19 protein-coding genes and 1 other annotated feature are annotated in these 18,106 nt (G+C 39.1%); all 19 genes read left to right on the forward strand.

Features of this window, described 5'->3' with window-relative positions:
• Window positions 1-2: 2 nt before the first annotated feature.
• The gene (cysE, locus tag N7Z68_RS20500) at window positions 3-668 is read left to right on the forward strand and encodes a serine O-acetyltransferase (protein ID WP_275120338.1); all 666 of its coding nucleotides are present in this window, start codon (window positions 3-5) and stop codon (window positions 666-668) included.
• 19 nt (window positions 669-687) lie between these two features.
• Window positions 688-2,088 carry a cysteine--tRNA ligase gene (gene cysS, locus N7Z68_RS20505; protein ID WP_275120339.1) on the forward strand — a complete coding sequence of 467 codons (1,401 nt, stop codon included), beginning with the start codon at window positions 688-690 and terminating at the stop codon, window positions 2,086-2,088.
• Between the two features lie 4 nt (window positions 2,089-2,092).
• Window positions 2,093-2,503, forward strand: a complete 411-nt coding sequence (locus N7Z68_RS20510) for a Mini-ribonuclease 3 (RefSeq protein WP_275120340.1) — start codon at window positions 2,093-2,095, stop codon at window positions 2,501-2,503.
• Between the two features lie 7 nt (window positions 2,504-2,510).
• Window positions 2,511-3,266, forward strand: a complete 756-nt coding sequence (gene rlmB / locus N7Z68_RS20515) for a 23S rRNA (guanosine(2251)-2'-O)-methyltransferase RlmB (RefSeq protein WP_275120341.1) — start codon at window positions 2,511-2,513, stop codon at window positions 3,264-3,266.
• Window position 3,267: 1 nt separating this feature from the next.
• Complete coding sequence (locus N7Z68_RS20520) at window positions 3,268-3,780, forward strand: NYN domain-containing protein (protein WP_275120342.1); 513 nt, start codon at window positions 3,268-3,270, stop codon at window positions 3,778-3,780.
• A gap of 57 nt (window positions 3,781-3,837) precedes the next feature.
• Window positions 3,838-4,506, forward strand: coding sequence for an RNA polymerase sporulation sigma factor SigH (gene sigH / locus N7Z68_RS20525; protein ID WP_275120343.1), 669 nt, complete (start codon window positions 3,838-3,840; stop codon window positions 4,504-4,506).
• Between the two features lie 210 nt (window positions 4,507-4,716).
• Entirely contained in the window at window positions 4,717-4,866 is a 150-nt protein-coding gene (gene rpmG, locus N7Z68_RS20530) for a 50S ribosomal protein L33 (RefSeq protein WP_275120344.1), read from the forward strand.
• Window positions 4,867-4,939: 73 nt separating this feature from the next.
• Window positions 4,940-5,137 (forward strand): preprotein translocase subunit SecE, encoded by a 198-nt coding sequence (gene secE, locus N7Z68_RS20535; protein WP_275120345.1) that lies wholly within the window; start codon window positions 4,940-4,942, stop codon window positions 5,135-5,137.
• Window positions 5,138-5,204: 67 nt separating this feature from the next.
• Window positions 5,205-5,741 carry a transcription termination/antitermination protein NusG gene (gene nusG, locus N7Z68_RS20540; RefSeq protein ID WP_275120346.1) on the forward strand — a complete coding sequence of 179 codons (537 nt, stop codon included), beginning with the start codon at window positions 5,205-5,207 and terminating at the stop codon, window positions 5,739-5,741.
• A gap of 250 nt (window positions 5,742-5,991) precedes the next feature.
• Window positions 5,992-6,417: a 50S ribosomal protein L11 gene (gene rplK / locus N7Z68_RS20545; protein WP_275120347.1), complete on the forward strand. Its 426-nt coding sequence runs from the start codon at window positions 5,992-5,994 to the stop codon at window positions 6,415-6,417.
• A gap of 71 nt (window positions 6,418-6,488) precedes the next feature.
• Window positions 6,489-7,229 carry a 50S ribosomal protein L1 gene (gene rplA / locus N7Z68_RS20550; protein ID WP_275120397.1) on the forward strand — a complete coding sequence of 247 codons (741 nt, stop codon included), beginning with the start codon at window positions 6,489-6,491 and terminating at the stop codon, window positions 7,227-7,229.
• A 58-nt stretch (window positions 7,230-7,287) separates the two neighbouring features.
• Window positions 7,288-7,420: a sequence feature (ribosomal protein L10 leader region), on the forward strand.
• A gap of 35 nt (window positions 7,421-7,455) precedes the next feature.
• A complete protein-coding gene (gene rplJ, locus N7Z68_RS20555; protein WP_275120348.1) occupies window positions 7,456-7,953 on the forward strand; it encodes a 50S ribosomal protein L10 in 498 nt (165 codons plus the stop codon).
• A gap of 59 nt (window positions 7,954-8,012) precedes the next feature.
• Window positions 8,013-8,378, forward strand: a complete 366-nt coding sequence (rplL, locus tag N7Z68_RS20560; protein WP_275120349.1) for a 50S ribosomal protein L7/L12 — start codon at window positions 8,013-8,015, stop codon at window positions 8,376-8,378.
• Window positions 8,379-8,539: 161 nt separating this feature from the next.
• Window positions 8,540-9,142 carry a class I SAM-dependent methyltransferase gene (locus N7Z68_RS20565; protein WP_275120350.1) on the forward strand — a complete coding sequence of 201 codons (603 nt, stop codon included), beginning with the start codon at window positions 8,540-8,542 and terminating at the stop codon, window positions 9,140-9,142.
• A 245-nt stretch (window positions 9,143-9,387) separates the two neighbouring features.
• Window positions 9,388-12,930, forward strand: a complete 3,543-nt coding sequence (gene rpoB / locus N7Z68_RS20570; RefSeq protein ID WP_275120351.1) for a DNA-directed RNA polymerase subunit beta — start codon at window positions 9,388-9,390, stop codon at window positions 12,928-12,930.
• 131 nt (window positions 12,931-13,061) lie between these two features.
• The gene (gene rpoC, locus N7Z68_RS20575) at window positions 13,062-16,685 is read left to right on the forward strand and encodes a DNA-directed RNA polymerase subunit beta' (protein WP_275120352.1); all 3,624 of its coding nucleotides are present in this window, start codon (window positions 13,062-13,064) and stop codon (window positions 16,683-16,685) included.
• An 89-nt stretch (window positions 16,686-16,774) separates the two neighbouring features.
• Window positions 16,775-17,023 (forward strand): 50S ribosomal protein L7ae-like protein, encoded by a 249-nt coding sequence (locus N7Z68_RS20580; protein WP_275120353.1) that lies wholly within the window; start codon window positions 16,775-16,777, stop codon window positions 17,021-17,023.
• 112 nt (window positions 17,024-17,135) lie between these two features.
• Window positions 17,136-17,558 carry a 30S ribosomal protein S12 gene (gene rpsL, locus N7Z68_RS20585; RefSeq protein ID WP_216831088.1) on the forward strand — a complete coding sequence of 141 codons (423 nt, stop codon included), beginning with the start codon at window positions 17,136-17,138 and terminating at the stop codon, window positions 17,556-17,558.
• A gap of 37 nt (window positions 17,559-17,595) precedes the next feature.
• Window positions 17,596-18,066 carry a 30S ribosomal protein S7 gene (gene rpsG / locus N7Z68_RS20590; protein ID WP_216831087.1) on the forward strand — a complete coding sequence of 157 codons (471 nt, stop codon included), beginning with the start codon at window positions 17,596-17,598 and terminating at the stop codon, window positions 18,064-18,066.
• Window positions 18,067-18,106: the final 40 nt, after the last annotated feature.

Raw genomic sequence — 18,106 nt, forward strand, 5'->3', positions numbered from 1 at the left:
GTATGAAGAAAGTTTTTCAAACGTTAAAAAATGATATTGATGTCGTATTTGAACAAGATCCGGCGGCCAGAAGTCGTTTAGAAGTCATTTTTACCTATTCCGGTGTACACGCCATTTGGTCTCATCGGTTGGCACACTGGTTTTGGAAACGAAAGCTGTATTTCTTTGCCCGTTCGATTTCACAGATTAGTCGCTTTTTTACAGGAATTGAAATTCATCCAGGAGCACAAATCGGTCAGCGTTTATTTATTGACCACGGAATGGGAGTCGTTATTGGGGAAACGTGTGAGATTGGTGATAATGTAACCATTTATCAAGGTGTAACATTAGGCGGAACTGGTAAAGAAAAAGGAAAGCGTCACCCAACGATTGAGGATAATGTCTTAATTGCCTCAGGAGCAAAGATCTTAGGATCATTTACAATCGGAGAAAATGCGAGAATTGGAGCGGGGTCTGTTGTTCTCAAGGAGGTACCGAAAAATTCTACCGTCGTTGGTATCCCTGGAAAAGTAGTGCTTCAGGATGGAGTGAAAGTAAAAGGGGATTTGGACCACCATAATTTACCGGATCCAATTTCAGATAAGTTTCGTGAGTTAGAAAATCAAATTGATGCACTTCGAACGGAAATTGAATATTATAAGCGAAAACAGGTTATTGAAAAAGACTAGGATTAGGAGTTGAATTGCTATGGCAATCTATTTATATAATACACTCAGTAGAAAAAAAGAAAAATTTGTTCCGATTGAAGAAGGTAAAGTAAAGATGTATGTATGCGGACCTACTGTCTATAATTACATTCACATTGGTAATGCAAGACCGGCTATCGTCTTCGATGTGGTTCGTCGATATTTCCAATACCGTGGATATGAAGTTTCGTATATTTCAAATTTTACCGATGTGGATGACAAACTTATTCGTGCAGCAAAAGAATTAGGTGAAGATGTACCAACGATTGCTGAGCGATTTATTCATGCGTATCACGAGGATACTTGTGCATTAGGCGTAGAAAAAGCCGATCATCACCCGAGAGTAACAGAAACGATACCAGAGATTATCGACTTTATCTCGGCTTTAATTGAGAAAGGCTATGCTTATGAAGTTAATGGTGATGTTTATTATCGAACAAGAAAATTTGATGGATATGGGAAGCTTTCTGACCAGTCCGTGGAAGATCTTCAGTCAGGAGCACGTATAGAAGTTGACCTAGGGAAAGACGATCCGCTGGATTTTGCGCTATGGAAAGCAGAAAAAGCAGATGAAATCTCTTGGGATAGTCCTTGGGGAAAAGGGAGACCAGGCTGGCATATTGAGTGTTCAGCGATGGTAAAAAAATATTTAGGCGATACAATTGATATTCATGCTGGAGGTCAGGATTTAACTTTCCCTCACCATGAGAATGAAATCGCTCAGTCTGAAGCTTTAACTGGGAAAACGATGGCAAATTACTGGATTCATAATGGTTATATTAAAATAGATAACGAAAAAATGTCGAAATCACTCGGAAATTTCGTGTTGGTACATGACATTATTCAACAACATTCACCAGATGTCGTAAGGTTCTTCATGTTGCTTGCTCACTATAGAAGTCCGATTAATTTTAGCGGTGAGTTGTTAGAAAGTGCAAAAAATGGGCTGGAGCGACTTCAAACTACAGTTGAAAACCTTAAACATCGTTTAGCTGAAAGTGCAGATCTAGGGAAAGAAGCGGAGACGTGGATTGGAAAAGTAGACAGTTATAAAGAACGCTTCGTAAAGGAAATGGATGATGACTTTAATACGGCGAATGCCGTTTCGGTTCTGTTTGATCTCGCTAAAGAAGCGAATGTTTATTTACGTGAAGAACAAACTTCAAAAGCTGTGTTAGAAGCATTTCATAAGCAATTAACTGAATTAGGTTCTGTATTAGGGATCAAACTAGAGGTAAAGCAAGAATTACTGGATGAGGAAATCGAACAGTTAATTGAAGATCGTACTAATGCTCGAAAAAACCGTGACTTTGCCTTAGCAGATCAAATTAGAGATGATTTAAAAGCAAAAGGAATTATTCTTGAAGATACACCACAAGGCGTTCGCTGGAAGAGGTCATAGTTCAATGAAAATTAGTGATCATAGTATCGATGCTAAACAGTTAAATGCATTAGCATTAGCGTACATGGGTGATGCAATCTTAGACACCTATGTACGCTGCCACTTAATTGCAATTGGAAAAACAAGACCTAATAAGCTTCATCATGAGGCAACTCGTTATGTTTCAGCTAAGGCACAAGCTAAAGTAATTGGTACGTTACTAGAAGAAAACTTTTTTACAGAAGAAGAACAGAGTGTCATTATGAGAGGTCGTAATGCTAAATCAGGAACAATCCCTAAAAATACAGATCATAATACGTATCGTTACAGTACGGCTTTCGAAGCGTTACTTGGCTATCATTATCTATTAGGTAATCAAAGTCGATTGGATGAAATTATTCAAAGAATGTTCTTTTTAATAGAAAGAGAGGGCTAGTTCGGTTATGAGTAAAGAAGTAGAATTCATTATGGGAAAAAATCCAGTTATAGAGGCACTAAAAGCATCTCATCCGATCAATAAAATCTGGATAGGTGAAGGCACTCAAAAGGGACAAGTTGCTAAAGTGCTGCAACTTGCAAAAGAAAATGGCGTAATCGTTCAACATGTACCTAAACGAAAGCTTGAACAACTCGTTGACTCACCAAACCATCAAGGTGTAGTTGCTTCAATTGCTGCGTATCAATATGCTGAAATGGATGATTTATTTAAGCGAGCTAGAGAGCGAAATGAAGATCCATTCTTTCTCGTTTTAGATGAAATAGAAGACCCGCATAATTTAGGTTCGATTATAAGAACAGCTGATGCGGTTGGGGCTCATGGTGTGATCATACCAAAACGAAGAGCGGTAGGGTTAACTCAAGCTGTGGCAAAAGCTTCAACGGGAGCAATTCAACATGTGCCAGTTGTACGCGTAACGAATTTAGCTCGGACAATGGACGAATTGAAAGATAAAGGTTTATGGTTTGCAGGAACGGATGCTCAAGGAACTGAAGATTATAGGCAAGCGAACTTTAATATGTCCATTGGTCTAGTTATTGGCAGTGAAGGAAAGGGAATAAGCCGCCTGATTAAGGAGAAATGTGACTTTCTAGTAAAAATCCCGATGGTCGGTCAAGTAACATCTTTAAATGCTTCTGTAGCAGCAAGTCTTTTAATGTACGAGGTTTACCGTCACCGCAACCCATTAGGCAGGGGCTAAAATGAAAGATATTTTGTTAGTGGATGGCTATAACATCATTGGGGCATGGCCTGAACTAAGGATATTAAAGAACAAGGACCTAAATCTGGCTAGAGATCAATTAATTGAAAAGATGGCAGAGTACCAAGCTTTTACAGGAATTAGAGTTATGTTAGTGTTTGATGCCCATATGGTTCCTGGAGTAGGTAAGAAGTATAAAAATCATCGAGTGCAGGTGATTTATACCCGAGAGAATGAAACAGCCGATGAACGAATCGAAAAACTAGTAAAGGAACTCAAAAACGTCGTAACTCGAATTTATGTAGCTACATCCGACTTTACTGAACAGTCTGTCATTTTTGGCAGCGGTGCCTTAAGGAAGTCTGCTCGTGAGCTTCAAATTGAAATGGAGACGGCAGAAAAAGGCATTAAGAAAGATGTCGAAAACAGGCGAAAACCAGCAATTTCGACAAGAATTTCACTTTCTAAGGAAATGGCTGAAATTTTTGAAAAATGGCGTCGAGGCGACTCTTGAGTGGTTGACGCTTCCAAAAAAGGTACTATATAATAATTTTATATCTAAACATCAGTCATGGTCGGAGGGATTTATGTGAGCACTCAAATCAAGGAGACGATACACCCGAATATAGGACAAACTGAAGATGAATTATTAGTGGAGAAGGTTAGAGAGGGAGATAGCGCGGCTTTAGAGTACTTGATTAATAAGTACAAGAACTTTGTACGCGCAAAGGCGAGATCATATTTTTTAATTGGTGCTGATCACGAAGATATTGTACAGGAAGGTATGATTGGTCTTTATAAAGCGATACGTGACTACAAAGAGGACAAGCTTTCTTCGTTTAAAGCGTTTGCAGAACTTTGTATTACGAGACAAATTATTACAGCTATTAAAACAGCAACCCGTCAAAAACATATTCCACTAAATTCATATGTATCCCTTGATAAACCATTGTATGATGAAGAATCAGATCGAACGCTCCTTGATGTCATTTGCGGCACTAAAGTGACTAATCCTGAAGAATTACTCATAAATCAAGAAGAATTTGATGACATAGAGCTTAAAATGGGTGAGATTTTAAGTGAATTGGAACGTAAAGTTTTGATGTTGTACCTAGACGGACGGTCGTACCAAGAAATTTCAGCAGACTTAAATCGGCATGTGAAATCAATAGACAATGCACTACAAAGAGTTAAGAGGAAGTTAGAGCGGTACGTTGAATTAAAAGGAATAAGTTTATAAAATTAGAAACTAAGCATAAGGTTGCTAAAGTGAAAGTGTACACTGGATACAAAGGTGTAAGTTGGAGCAGAGTTAGCCTTATGTTTATTTTTTTGTTTTTATGCACATAATGGAAATGGACCCCAATTGCTTTATTGACACTAATTAGCCGTTATGATAGAGTTTAAAAGAATGTAAGCATTTCTTAATTGTTTTTTTCGGAGGTGCTCGATGCGGAAAAAAGCTGTACTAGCCTGTTCAGAATGTAAATCAAGAAATTACACAACAGATAAGAATATGCAGAACCAAGCGGTCCGCATTGAAATGAAGAAGTTTTGCAAAATTTGCAAAACACATACACTTCACCAAGAAACAAAATGAAAAGACAGCAAGTCTTTTTTATTATTTAATAAATGGTTGCTTACTCAAGTGATGAGTGCTGGAGGTGTCATGATTGGCTGAGCGTGAAAGAACAAGCATTTGGAAATTTTTACGTCAAGTAATGGCTGAATTGAAACGAGTAACTTGGCCGACGCGCAAAGAGTTGACACGTTATACGTTAGTCGTACTCGGAACAGTTGCTTTTATTTCAGTCTTTTTTGCAGTAGTTGATCTAGGGATTTCAAGTTTGCTTCGTTTAATTTTAGGATAAAAGTTGATCGAGTAATTCTTGGAGTTTATCCATAGAGGAGGGAAGGACAAGTTTAGTCCTAAGATGTATGGAGAAAAACTGGTATGTTGTTCACACTTATTCTGGTTACGAAAACAAAGTGAAAACTAACCTTGAGATGCGAGTCGAAACAATGGATATGACAGATAAAATTTTCCGTGTTCTTGTTCCAGTTGAAGAAGAAACTGAAATTAAGAATGGAAAAAGCAAAACTGTTACAAAGAAAGTGTTTCCTGGTTATGTACTTGTTGAAATGGTTATGACCGATGATTCTTGGTATGTTGTTCGTAATACGCCTGGAGTTACGGGGTTTGTAGGGTCAGCAGGGGCGGGTTCTAAGCCGACTGCTTTACTGCCAGAAGAAGTAGAAGGAATTTTAAAACAAATGGGTGTTGATGAACCGAGAGCTGATATTGACTTTGAAATTAAAGAGTCAGTAAGAGTAATTGAAGGTCCTTTTGCGAACTTTATCGGTACGATTGAAGAAATTCAAGCTGATAAAAGAAAAGTTAAAGTACACGTCAATATGTTTGGTCGAGAAACCCCGGTTGAATTGGAGTTTACTCAAGTTGAAAAGGTAATCTGATCATAAGCCCCTTGAGTTAGGGGGCTTTAATTTTTTTCAGATGCTGTCTTGTTTCAGTGTCTATTTAAGGTGGTTTGTTATCTTTTGACGCTAAATTGGATATAAATAGTTTTTAAAAGAACTTGATATCTTAGTTTCAAAGTGATAATATTATTTTGTTTGATATGGGTATTCAAAAAAGTGAATACCTGTTAATGAGTGGGAGGGTGAAAACCCGGTTACCACATCACGGACTAAGGAGGTGTGTCGCGTGGCTAAAAAGGTTATTAAAATGGTTAAGTTACAAATTCCTGCAGGGAAAGCAAACCCAGCACCGCCAGTTGGTCCTGCACTAGGACAAGCTGGAGTAAACATTATGGGCTTCTGTAAAGAATTCAATGCTCGTACTTCTGATCAAGCTGGTTTAATCATTCCGGTTGAAATTACGGTATTTGAAGACCGTTCTTTTACATTTATCACTAAAACTCCACCTGCTGCAGTTCTTCTTAAGAAAGCAGCTGGTATCGAGTCTGGTTCTGGTGAACCGAACCGTACTAAAGTCGCAACTGTTAAGCGTGACAAAGTACGTGAAATCGCTGAGACAAAAATGCCTGACCTAAACGCAGCTGATGTAGAAGCAGCAATGCGTATGGTTGAAGGAACAGCGAGAAGCATGGGAATCGTTATCGAGGACTAATGTTTGTTGCAGGAGGTTGCGATTAGGAGGAATCCTTACCTGACATTTTGTTGGGTTCGCAACCTTTATTAGTGGGAGGTACTACCGATAAAACCACAAACGAGGAGGAAAAGAAAGTGGCTAAACGAGGAAAAAAATATCAAGAAGCTACGAAATTAGTAGACCGTGATCAAGTTTATTCTGCTGAAGAAGCAATTGAACTTGTAAAAAAAGCATCTACTGCTAAGTTTGATGAGACAGTTGAAATCGCTGTTCGTCTTGGTGTAGATCCTAAGAAAGCAGATCAACAAATTCGTGGAGCAGTTGTACTGCCAAATGGTACAGGTAAAACTCAACGTGTGTTAGTATTTGCTAAAGGTGAAAAAGCGAAAGAAGCAGAAGCTGCTGGCGCTGATTATGTTGGAGATGAAGATTACATTAACAAAATCAGCCAAGGTTGGTTTGACTTTGATGTAATCGTTGCGACTCCTGACATGATGGGTCAAGTTGGTAAGCTTGGGCGTGTATTAGGACCAAAAGGTTTAATGCCAAACCCTAAAACAGGAACAGTTACTTTCGAAGTAGAAAAAGCTGTTAATGAAATTAAGGCTGGTAAAGTAGAGTACCGTGTAGATAAAGCTGGAAATATCCACTGTCCAATTGGTAAAGTTTCTTTTGAAACAAATAAACTAGTTGAGAACTTAACTACAATTATTGATACTCTAAACAAAGTTAAACCTGCTGCAGCAAAAGGAACTTACATGAAGAACGTTGCTGTTGCATCAACAATGGGTCCTGGTGTAAAAGTTAACGCAGCATCTGTTGGTAAATAATTTATTGACATTAGTCGATCGATAGAGTATACTAATTTAGGTATTCTATTAATCGAGTTATTAATAGCAATCCATACCGTAGACAGTAGGTGCGTTAATCGCTTAATCCCCTACCGAGGTTGTCATTTATGTTATATCTATGACTAACATGACCTCCGTATGTCTACATGCGGAGGTTTTTATATTGGCTTCTGAACGGTATGAAAGAACCATAGGAGGTGTAAGAATGAGCGTACTTGCAAAAAAACAAGAGGTCGTAACAGAGATCGCTACTAAACTTCGTGATAGCAAATCAACAATTATCGTTGACTATCGTGGATTAAACGTAGGTGAAGTTACTGAACTTCGTAAACAACTTCGTGAAGCGGGCGTCGAGTTCAAAGTATATAAAAATACGATGGCACGTCGTGCGACAGCTGAAGTAGAATTAACTGAGTTAGACGCACAACTAGTTGGACCAACTGCAATTGCTTTTGGTACCGAGGATGTTGTTGCACCTGCAAAGATCATCAATGAGTTCGCAAAGAAACATGATGCTCTAGAAATTAAAGCTGGTGTAATCGAAGGTCGTATTGCGACTGTTGAAGAAGTAAAAGCTTTAGCGGAACTTCCATCTCGCGAAGGTTTACTTTCTATGTTGCTTAGCGTACTTCAAGCTCCTGTTCGTAACTTTGCATTGGCTACAAAAGCTGTTGCAGAGCAAAAAGAAGAACAAGGCGCGTAATTGTTTCAGTAACTTAAGTTTCGGATAAAATATTAAAGATCTGATTAGGAGGATTTATCATGAGTAAAGAGCAAATCTTAGAAGCAATCAAAGAAATGACTGTATTAGAATTAAACGACTTAGTAAAAGCAATCGAGGAAGAGTTTGGTGTAACTGCAGCTGCTCCTGTAGCTGTTATGGGTGGCGCTGCTGGTGGCGACGCTGCTGCTGAGCAAACTGAATTCGACGTAATTCTTACAAGTGCTGGCGGATCTAAAATCAACGTTATTAAAGTAGTACGTGAAATCACTGGTCTTGGCTTAAAAGAAGCTAAAGCTATGGTAGATGGTGCTCCAGCTCCAATTAAAGAAGGCGTTTCTAAAGAAGAATCTGAAGAAATGAAAGCTAAACTTGAAGAAGCTGGTGCTTCTGTAGAAGTTAAGTAATTTCATAAAAAACAGACTGGGTGAGGCTAAGCCGCACCCAGTTTTTTTCATTTTAATGACTATAAGTATTCCTTTTTAGACCATAATTAAAGTAGACTCTATTCTTTTGTTAATAGAGCCGCAAACAAAGTAAAGTTTTGATGAAATGTGGGGTTGTTAAGATGACCAATCATTATTATTCAGAAACGCCTAGTGTTGAGAGTAATAGAAATCGTTTTACTTTTGACCTTAGAGGAAACACATTGCGATTTATTTCAGATGCGGGGGTATTTTCGAAAAAGGAAATAGACTTTGGGAGCCGTCTATTAATAGAGGTTTTTCAATTTCCTAATGTAGAAGGTGATCTCTTAGACATGGGGTGTGGCTACGGTCCGATTGGCTTAGCTTTAGCAAAAGAAACTAAGGATCGAACAGTCTACATGGCTGATATTAATGAACGTGCCGTACAGCTGTCAAAAGAAAATGCCAATGAAAATAAAATTAGTAATGTTGAAGTTTTCCAAAGTAATCTATTTGAAGCAATTGAGAAAAATGACTTCGCTGCCATTTTAACAAATCCACCTATTCGTGCAGGGAAGGACACAGTCCACCAAATCTATGAACAAGCACATGCTAAGTTAGTTTCAGGCGGACAGTTATGGATTGTTATTCAGAAAAAGCAAGGGGCACCATCTACCATTGAAAAGTTAAAGATGTTATTTGCCACAGTTGAGGTTGTTGAAAAGAAAAAAGGTTATTTTATAATTTGTGCACAAAAAAATTGACTATAATATTCAGTTGTGTTATTGTTATTTAATGCGTATAACTGCCAATTTTCAGACACATTTAGTAGAGTAAATCAAGTAAAATTTACTGTATAAAATGGATATGGTTGGTTATACTTATATAATCGTCGTAATGGTAGGAAATAGTTGTGATAACATTATTATCCAACTACTCTTATAGCTCAATGGTTATGATCTTTTGAGTGAAGAACATTATAATAAGCGAGATTTGAGGGGTGAATCAGTTGACAGGTCAACTAGTTCAGTATGGACGCCACCGCCAACGAAGAAGCTATGCGAGAATTAAAGAAGTATTGGAATTACCAAACTTAATTGAAATTCAAACTGCTTCTTATCAATGGTTTCTTGATGAGGGTTTGCGAGAAATGTTTCAAGACATCTCACCGATTCAGGATTTTACAGGGAATCTAGTCTTAGAGTTTATCGACTACAGTTTAGGAGAACCAAAATATCCAGTAGATGAATCAAAAGAACGAGATGTTACATATGCTGCTCCTTTGCGTGTGAAAGTTCGTTTAATTAACAAGGAAACTGGTGAAGTAAAAGAGCAAGAAGTATTTATGGGTGATTTCCCGTTAATGACGGAAACAGGTACGTTCGTTATTAATGGAGCAGAGCGCGTAATTGTATCGCAGCTTGTTCGTTCACCAAGTGTTTATTATAGCAAAAAAATAGATAAAAACGGTAAGAAAGGGTTTACTGCAACTGTTATTCCTAACCGTGGAGCATGGTTAGAGCTTGAAACAGATGCCAAAGATATTGTGTATGTGAGAATAGATCGTACTAGGAAGATACCTGTTACGGTTCTTTTGCGTGCGCTAGGTTTTGGATCTGATCAAGAGATCATTGACCTTCTAGGAGAAGATGAGTACCTACGTAATACGTTAGAAAAAGATAATACTGATGGTACCGATAAAGCGCTATTAGAAATTTATGAGCGTTTACGCCCGGGTGAACCTCCTACTGTAGATAATGCGAAAAGCTTATTAGAATCAAGGTTCTTTGATCCGAAGCGTTATGATTTAGCGAGTGTAGGTCGTTACAAGATTAACAAAAAGCTTCACATTAAAAACCGTTTGTTTAACCAACGTCTAGCAGAAACATTAGTTGATCCTGAAACAGGTGAAGTAATTGCGGATGAAGGTACAATGCTAGATCGCCGTACACTTGATCGAATCATTCCATATCTAGAAAACAACGTAGGCTTTAAGCAAGTTGGGGTTTCTGGTGGAGTTGTAGAAGAGGGCGATGTTCAGCTTCAAACGATTAAAATTTACTCTCCAGATGATCACGAAAATGAGCAGGTTATTCAAGTAATCGGGAATGGAATGGTGGAGCAAAGTGTAAAACATATTACACCGTCGGATATTATTGCTTCTATTAACTATTTCTTTAACCTATTACATAGTGTTGGGGATACAGATGATATCGACCACTTAGGTAACCGACGTTTAAGATCTGTAGGTGAGTTACTACAAAATCAGTTCCGTATCGGTCTTTCAAGAATGGAAAGAGTAGTGCGTGAACGTATGTCAATTCAGGATCCAAATATGATTACGCCACAAGCGTTAATTAATATACGTCCAGTAATTGCGTCAATTAAAGAGTTCTTTGGAAGCTCTCAGTTATCTCAGTTCATGGACCAAACTAATCCTTTAGCTGAATTAACACATAAACGTCGTTTATCTGCATTAGGGCCAGGTGGATTAACACGTGAGCGTGCCGGGTTTGAAGTTCGTGACGTTCACTATTCTCACTATGGTCGTATGTGTCCAATTGAAACACCTGAGGGACCAAACATCGGGTTAATCAACTCACTTTCGAGTTATGCAAAAGTAAACGAGTTTGGCTTTATGGAGACACCATACCGTCGTGTTGACCCTGAGACTGGAAAAGTAACTGCACAAATTGATTACTTAACAGCTGACGAAGAAGATAACTACATCGTAGCCCAAGCGAATATGAAGCTTGGTGATGATGGGTCATTCTTGGATGAAAATATTATCTCTCGTTTTAAAGGTGAAAACATTGTTGTATCTAGAGATCGTGTCGACTACATGGATGTATCTCCTAAACAGGTTGTTTCAGCAGCGACTTCTTGTATACCGTTCTTAGAAAACGATGACTCGAACCGTGCACTTATGGGAGCGAACATGCAACGTCAAGCAGTTCCGTTACTTCGTCCTGAATCACCGATTGTTGGTACAGGAATGGAGCACGTATCTGCAAAGGACTCTGGTGCAGCGATTGTAGCTAAGCACCGTGGGCTTGTTGAACGTGTTACAGCCCGTGAAGTTTGGGTTCGTCGTCTAGAAGAGGTAGATGGAAAAGAAATTAAAGGTGATTTAGATAAATATCGTCTTCAAAAGTTTGTTCGATCTAACCAAGGAACGTGCTATAACCAAGTACCAATTGTCAGTGAAGGAAACATCGTAGAAAAACGTGAAATCGTTGCAGATGGACCTTCAATGGAATTAGGTGAAATGGCTTTAGGTCGTAACGTTATGGTCGCATTCATGACTTGGGAAGGTTATAACTATGAGGATGCGATTATTCTAAGTGAACGTTTAGTTAAAGATGATGTATATACATCTGTTCATATTGAAGAGTATGAGTCTGAAGCTCGTGATACGAAGCTCGGTCCAGAAGAGATTACTCGTGATATTCCTAACGTTGGTGAAGATGCACTTAAAAACCTTGATGAGCGAGGAATTATTCGTGTAGGGGCTGAAGTAAAAGACGGTGATATTCTCGTTGGTAAAGTAACTCCTAAGGGGGTAACAGAACTAACTGCAGAAGAAAGACTTTTACATGCCATCTTCGGTGAAAAGGCTCGAGAAGTTCGTGATACATCATTACGTGCACCACATGGTGGAGACGGGATTGTACTTGATGTAAAAATCTTCAACCGTGAAGACGGAGATGAATTACCTCCAGGTGTTAACCAATTAGTAAGGGTATATATCGTTCAAAAACGTAAAATTCATGAAGGTGACAAGATGGCGGGTCGCCACGGTAACAAAGGGGTTATCTCAAGAATTTTACCAGAAGAAGATATGCCTTATTTACCAGATGGTACACCGGTGGACATCATGTTAAACCCTCTAGGGGTACCTTCGCGTATGAACATCGGACAAGTGCTTGAACTTCACATAGGAATGGCAGCACGTTACTTAGGAATCCACGTGGCATCCCCGGTATTCGATGGTGCAAGTGAAGAAGATGTATGGGAAACACTTGAAGAAGCTGGTATGGCTCGAGACGGTAAAACAGTATTGTTTGATGGACGTACAGGTGAGCCATTAGATAACCGTGTATCTGTAGGGATCATGTATATGATCAAACTTGCTCACATGGTTGATGACAAACTACATGCTCGTTCTACTGGACCATACTCTCTAGTAACGCAACAACCGCTAGGTGGTAAAGCACAATTCGGTGGTCAGCGTTTTGGTGAGATGGAGGTTTGGGCACTTGAAGCTTACGGTGCTGCTTACACATTACAAGAAATCTTAACGGTTAAGTCCGATGACGTAGTTGGACGTGTTAAGACGTATGAAGCCATCGTTAAAGGTGAAAATGTCCCAGAACCAGGAGTCCCAGAATCATTTAAAGTATTAATCAAAGAGCTTCAAAGTTTAGGAATGGACGTTAAGATGTTATCTAGTAACGAAGAAGAAATTGAAATGCGTGAGCTGGATGATGAAGACGAACAGGCGAATGAGAAGCTAAATTTAAATATTGAAACGACAGAATCTAATGGCTAAATAGATTAGAGGCTTTAAGAGGATAACTTACTTGAGATTAAGTAGTGGTGTTTTTAGACTATCGCAATCATTTAAGTTGTCCTCACCATTTCAACCTTAAAAACCTTAAGATGGAAAGGGAGGTTGGCCCCTTGATAGATGTAAATAATTTTGAGTTTATGAAGATTGGTCTCGCTTCACCTAACAAGATTCGCTCTTGGTCACGTGGAGAAGTAAAGAAACCAGAGACAATTAACTATCGTACGCTCAAACCTGAAAAAGACGGCCTATTTTGTGAAAGAATTTTCGGTCCTACAAAAGACTGGGAATGTCATTGTGGTAAATATAAGCGTGTACGCTACAAAGGTGTTGTATGTGACCGATGTGGTGTTGAAGTTACTCGTGCTAAAGTTCGTCGTGAGAGAATGGGTCATATTGAATTAGCGGCACCAGTTTCTCATATATGGTATTTTAAAGGCATCCCTAGTCGTATGGGTCTTGTCCTTGACATGTCTCCACGTTCACTTGAAGAAGTTATTTATTTTGCTTCTTATGTTGTTACGGAACCAGGCGATACGCCATTAGAGAAAAAACAACTACTTTCTGAGAAAGAATATCGTACATATCGTGATAAATATGGACGTTCTTTCACTGCGCAAATGGGAGCAGAAGCGATTAAGAAGTTACTTGCTGATATCGATCTTGATAAAGAAGTAGACATTCTTAAAGAAGAGCTTGCTACTGCACAAGGTCAACGCAGAACGAGAGCTATTAAGCGTCTTGAAGTTCTTGAAGCTTTTAGACATTCAGGGAATGAACCTTCTTGGATGATCCTAGATGTACTTCCTGTTATTCCACCAGAATTACGTCCAATGGTTCAGTTGGATGGTGGTCGTTTTGCTACTTCAGATTTAAACGATCTGTATCGTCGTGTAATCAACCGTAATAACCGTCTGAAGCGTCTATTAGACTTAGGTGCTCCAAATATTATCGTACAAAATGAAAAACGTATGCTACAAGAGGCTGTAGATGCGTTAATAGATAACGGACGTCGTGGTCGTCCTGTTACAGGACCAGGGAACCGTCCATTAAAATCACTTTCTCATATGCTAAAAGGAAAGCAAGGGCGTTTTCGTCAAAACCTTTTAGGAAAACGTGTTGACTATTCAGGTCGTTCCGTTATCGTTGTAGGACCAAACTTAAAAATGTTTCAGTGCGGACTACCGAAAGAGATGGCTCTAGAGTTATTTAAGCCGTTTGTAATGAAAGAGTTAGTAAGTAAAGGGTTAGCACACAATATCAAAAGCGCCAAACGTAAAGTTGAGCGTATTCAACCAGAAGTTTGGGATGTCCTAGAAGAGGTTATTAGAGAGCATCCGGTCCTTCTAAACCGTGCCCCTACTCTACACAGATTAGGTATTCAAGCGTTTGAGCCGACACTAGTTGAAGGTCGTGCGATTAAACTTCATCCATTAGTTTGTACAGCGTATAACGCAGACTTTGATGGAGACCAAATGGCGGTTCACGTACCTTTATCAGCTGAAGCACAAGCTGAAGCACGCATATTAATGCTAGCTGCTCAGAACATTCTTAATCCTAAGGATGGTAAACCAGTAGTTACGCCTTCACAGGATATGGTATTAGGAAACTATTACCTGACACTGGAAAGAGCTGGTGCCAAAGGTGAAGGGTCTATCTTTAAAGATCCTAACGAAGCGTTAATTGCATATCAGAATGGCTATGTTCACTTACACAGCCGAATTGCGATTCCGGTTGCTTCGCTAAACAAAACAACGTTTTCTGAAGAGCAATACAATATGCTTCTATTGACGACGGTTGGAAAGATTATCTTCAATGAAATTCTTCCAGAATCATTCCCGTATGTTAATGAACCTACTGGGAAGAACTTAGAAGAAGCATTACCTGAAAAATACATGGTACCAATGACAACAAATGTAAAAGAAGTTTTTGCAGAGCGTGACATTGTAGCACCATTTAAAAAAGGTTTCTTAGGTAATATTATTGCTCAAGTATTTAAACAATTTAAAATTACAGAGACGTCGAAAATGCTTGACCGTATGAAAGATCTTGGTTTCAGATATTCAACGAAAGCCGGTATTACAGTAGGTGTTGCAGACATCGTTGTATTAGCTGAGAAGAAAGAAATCTTAGCGAAGGCTGAAGAAAAGGTAGAGAGAGTAGTTAAGCAGTTCCGTCGTGGTTTAATTACAGAAGAAGAAAGATACGATCGAGTTATCTCAATTTGGAGTGAAGCGAAAGATATCATTCAAGAAAAACTAATGAAATCTTTAGATCACCTGAACCCAATCTTTATGATGAGTGACTCAGGTGCCCGTGGTAACGCATCTAACTTTACACAGTTAGCAGGTATGCGTGGTCTAATGGCCAATCCGTCTGGTCGTATTATTGAGTTACCGATTAAATCAAGTTTCCGTGAAGGTTTAACAGTATTAGAGTACTTTATCTCTACGCATGGTGCTCGTAAAGGTCTAGCCGATACAGCATTAAAAACAGCAGACTCAGGTTACCTGACTCGTCGTCTTGTTGACGTTGCGCAAGATGTCATCGTTCGAGAAGATGATTGTGGTACAGACCGTGGTCTTGTTGTTGAAGCAATTAAAGAGGGCACAGAAGTGATTGAGAATTTATATGACCGTCTTGTAGGACGTTTCTCGTTCCAATCTATTCGTCATCCAGAGACTGGTGAAACTCTTATTGATAAGAACGAATTAATTGACGAAGATATCGCGAAACAGATCGTTGATTCAGGAGTGGAAAAGGTTACGATTCGTTCCGTATTTACATGTGATACTCGACATGGGGTTTGTAAAAAGTGTTATGGACGTAACTTGGCTACTGGTAGTGATGTCGAAGTTGGTGAGGCAGTCGGTATCATTGCGGCACAATCAATTGGTGAGCCAGGAACACAGCTTACGATGCGTACCTTCCATACAGGTGGGGTAGCAGGGGACGATATCACTCAAGGTCTTCCGCGTATTCAAGAGTTGTTTGAAGCTCGGAATCCTAAAGGTCAGGCTGTTATCTCTGAGATTGAAGGAACGGTTGTTTCAGTAAATGATAGCTCAGACAAACGTGAAGTCGTTGTTCAAGGTGAAATGGAAACTAGAAACTATGCGATCCCGTACGGTGCAAGAATCAAGGTAATTGAAGGAGATTCACTAGTTCCAGGTCAAAGTATTACGGAAGGTTCTATTGATCCTAAAGAACTTTTACACGTTAAAGGTGTAAAAGGTGTTCAAGAATACTTGCTTCGTGAGGTTCAAAAAGTTTACCGTATGCAAGGGGTAGAGATTGGTGACAAACACGTCGAAGTAATGGTTCGTCAGATGTTGAGAAAAATTAGAGTCGTTGATAACGGTGAAACAGCCGTACTACCAGGTGCTCTTATTGATATTCACCAATTTAATGATGAAAATGAAAAAGTACTCCTTGAAGGTGATCGTCCTGCAACAGGCCGTCCGGTGTTATTAGGTATTACCAAAGCGTCACTAGAAACAGAATCATTCTTATCAGCAGCATCATTCCAAGAAACAACAAGAGTTTTAACTGATGCAGCTATTAAAGGTAAGAGAGATGAGTTACTAGGTCTTAAAGAAAATGTAATTATTGGTAAATTAGTTCCAGCCGGAACAGGAATGACACGTTATCGTAACCTGAAAATCATTTCTGAACACGATAAGCAGGAGGAACTAGAACAATTAGAGCCGATGGAAGAAGTTGCAACACAAGAATAAATTTTAAATCAGAGTTGACATCGTAATTCGAGAGTGATATTATATCGTAGTGTGCCTGAGAAACCCTGTAGCTTTGGAGGATTTAAAAGATGTCTTATGATAAAGTGACACAGGCAGAAAATGTTGTCATAGGTACTAAACAAACGATCAAAGCTCTCGAACAAGGGAACGCAATAGAGGTCATCATAGCCAATGACGCTGATGCTAGAGTTGTTACTAAGGTGCAATTATTAGCTCAGAAAAAAGGCGTACCGATAACAGCAGTTGATTCTATGAAGAAACTTGGAAAAGTTTGTGGAATTGATGTTGGAGCTGCCACTGTAACACTGACAAAGTAATAACGTTTTTGCCAACGCGATGTCGATCGCTTGGCAAAAACTTTACTTTTGTTTAAAAAAGAACCACCAGGATCAGTGGTCTTACAATTTCTTAAAGAAAGGAGGAAAAACAATGCCTACTATTAATCAACTTATCCGTAAGGGACGTCAAGCGAAAGTTAAGAAGTCAGACTCACCTGCATTAAACAAAGGTTACAACAGCTTTATTAAAGCTCAAACTAACCAGTCTTCACCGCAAAAGCGTGGTGTATGTACTCGTGTAGGTACAATGACGCCGAAGAAGCCGAACTCAGCTCTTCGTAAATATGCTCGTGTACGTTTAACGAACGGAATTGAGGTTACTGCTTACATTCCAGGTATCGGTCACAACTTACAAGAGCACAGTGTTGTTCTAATTCGTGGTGGACGTGTAAAAGACTTACCAGGGGTACGTTATCACATCGTACGTGGTGCTCTAGATACAGCAGGAGTTCAAAACCGTATGCAAGGTCGTTCTAAGTATGGAACAAAACGTCCAAAAGAAGCTAAGAAATAATAAAAAATAGGTTTACAAGACGAAAGGAGGGGAAATAATGCCTCGTAAAGGACCAGTAGCAAAGAGAGATGTTTTACCAGATCCTCTTTATAATTCAAAATTAGTAACTCGCCTTATCAACCGTATCATGGTTGACGGTAAGAAGGGTGTTGCTGAAAGCATCCTTTATAACGCTTTTGAACTAGTAAAAGAGCGTAGCGGAAATGACCCTATGGAAGTTTTCGATCAAGCGTTAAAAAATATCATGCCAGTTCTTGAAGTTAAAGCACGCCGTGTAGGTGGAGCTAACTATCAGGTACCTATCGAAGTTAAACCTGAGCGTCGTACGACGTTAGGACTTCGTTGGTTAGTAAACTATGCTCGTCTTCGTGGAGAAAAAACGATGGAAGAGCGTTTAGCTAACGAAATTCTTGATGCAGCAAACAACACTGGTGCATCAGTTAAGAAACGTGAAGACACGCATAAGATGGCTGAAGCTAACAAAGCGTTCGCTCACTATCGTTGGTAAAATAAAGACAAAAAATATTCTAATAATCATTTAATGATTG

This window comes from Alkalihalobacterium chitinilyticum (assembly GCF_029028005.1).
In the GTDB taxonomy this organism is placed as follows: Bacteria; Bacillota; Bacilli; order Bacillales; family Bacillaceae_F; genus Alkalihalobacterium; species Alkalihalobacterium chitinilyticum.

Excerpts from the sequence above, each read along its gene's own strand:
- cysE (WP_275120338.1), top strand. The coding sequence starts at position 3 with ATGAAGAAAGTTTTTCAAACGTTAAAAAATGATATTGATGTCGTATTT.
- cysS (WP_275120339.1), top strand. The coding sequence starts at position 688 with ATGGCAATCTATTTATATAATACACTCAGTAGAAAAAAAGAAAAATTT.
- N7Z68_RS20510 (WP_275120340.1), top strand. The coding sequence starts at position 2,093 with ATGAAAATTAGTGATCATAGTATCGATGCTAAACAGTTAAATGCATTA.
- rlmB (WP_275120341.1), top strand. The coding sequence starts at position 2,511 with ATGAGTAAAGAAGTAGAATTCATTATGGGAAAAAATCCAGTTATAGAG.
- N7Z68_RS20520 (WP_275120342.1), top strand. The coding sequence starts at position 3,268 with ATGAAAGATATTTTGTTAGTGGATGGCTATAACATCATTGGGGCATGG.
- sigH (WP_275120343.1), top strand. The coding sequence starts at position 3,838 with ATGGTCGGAGGGATTTATGTGAGCACTCAAATCAAGGAGACGATACAC.
- rpmG (WP_275120344.1), top strand. The coding sequence starts at position 4,717 with ATGCGGAAAAAAGCTGTACTAGCCTGTTCAGAATGTAAATCAAGAAAT.
- nusG (WP_275120346.1), top strand. The coding sequence starts at position 5,205 with ATGGAGAAAAACTGGTATGTTGTTCACACTTATTCTGGTTACGAAAAC.
- rplJ (WP_275120348.1), top strand. The coding sequence starts at position 7,456 with ATGAGCGTACTTGCAAAAAAACAAGAGGTCGTAACAGAGATCGCTACT.
- rplL (WP_275120349.1), top strand. The coding sequence starts at position 8,013 with ATGAGTAAAGAGCAAATCTTAGAAGCAATCAAAGAAATGACTGTATTA.
- N7Z68_RS20565 (WP_275120350.1), top strand. The coding sequence starts at position 8,540 with ATGACCAATCATTATTATTCAGAAACGCCTAGTGTTGAGAGTAATAGA.
- N7Z68_RS20580 (WP_275120353.1), top strand. The coding sequence starts at position 16,775 with ATGTCTTATGATAAAGTGACACAGGCAGAAAATGTTGTCATAGGTACT.
- rpsL (WP_216831088.1), top strand. The coding sequence starts at position 17,136 with ATGCCTACTATTAATCAACTTATCCGTAAGGGACGTCAAGCGAAAGTT.
- rpsG (WP_216831087.1), top strand. The coding sequence starts at position 17,596 with ATGCCTCGTAAAGGACCAGTAGCAAAGAGAGATGTTTTACCAGATCCT.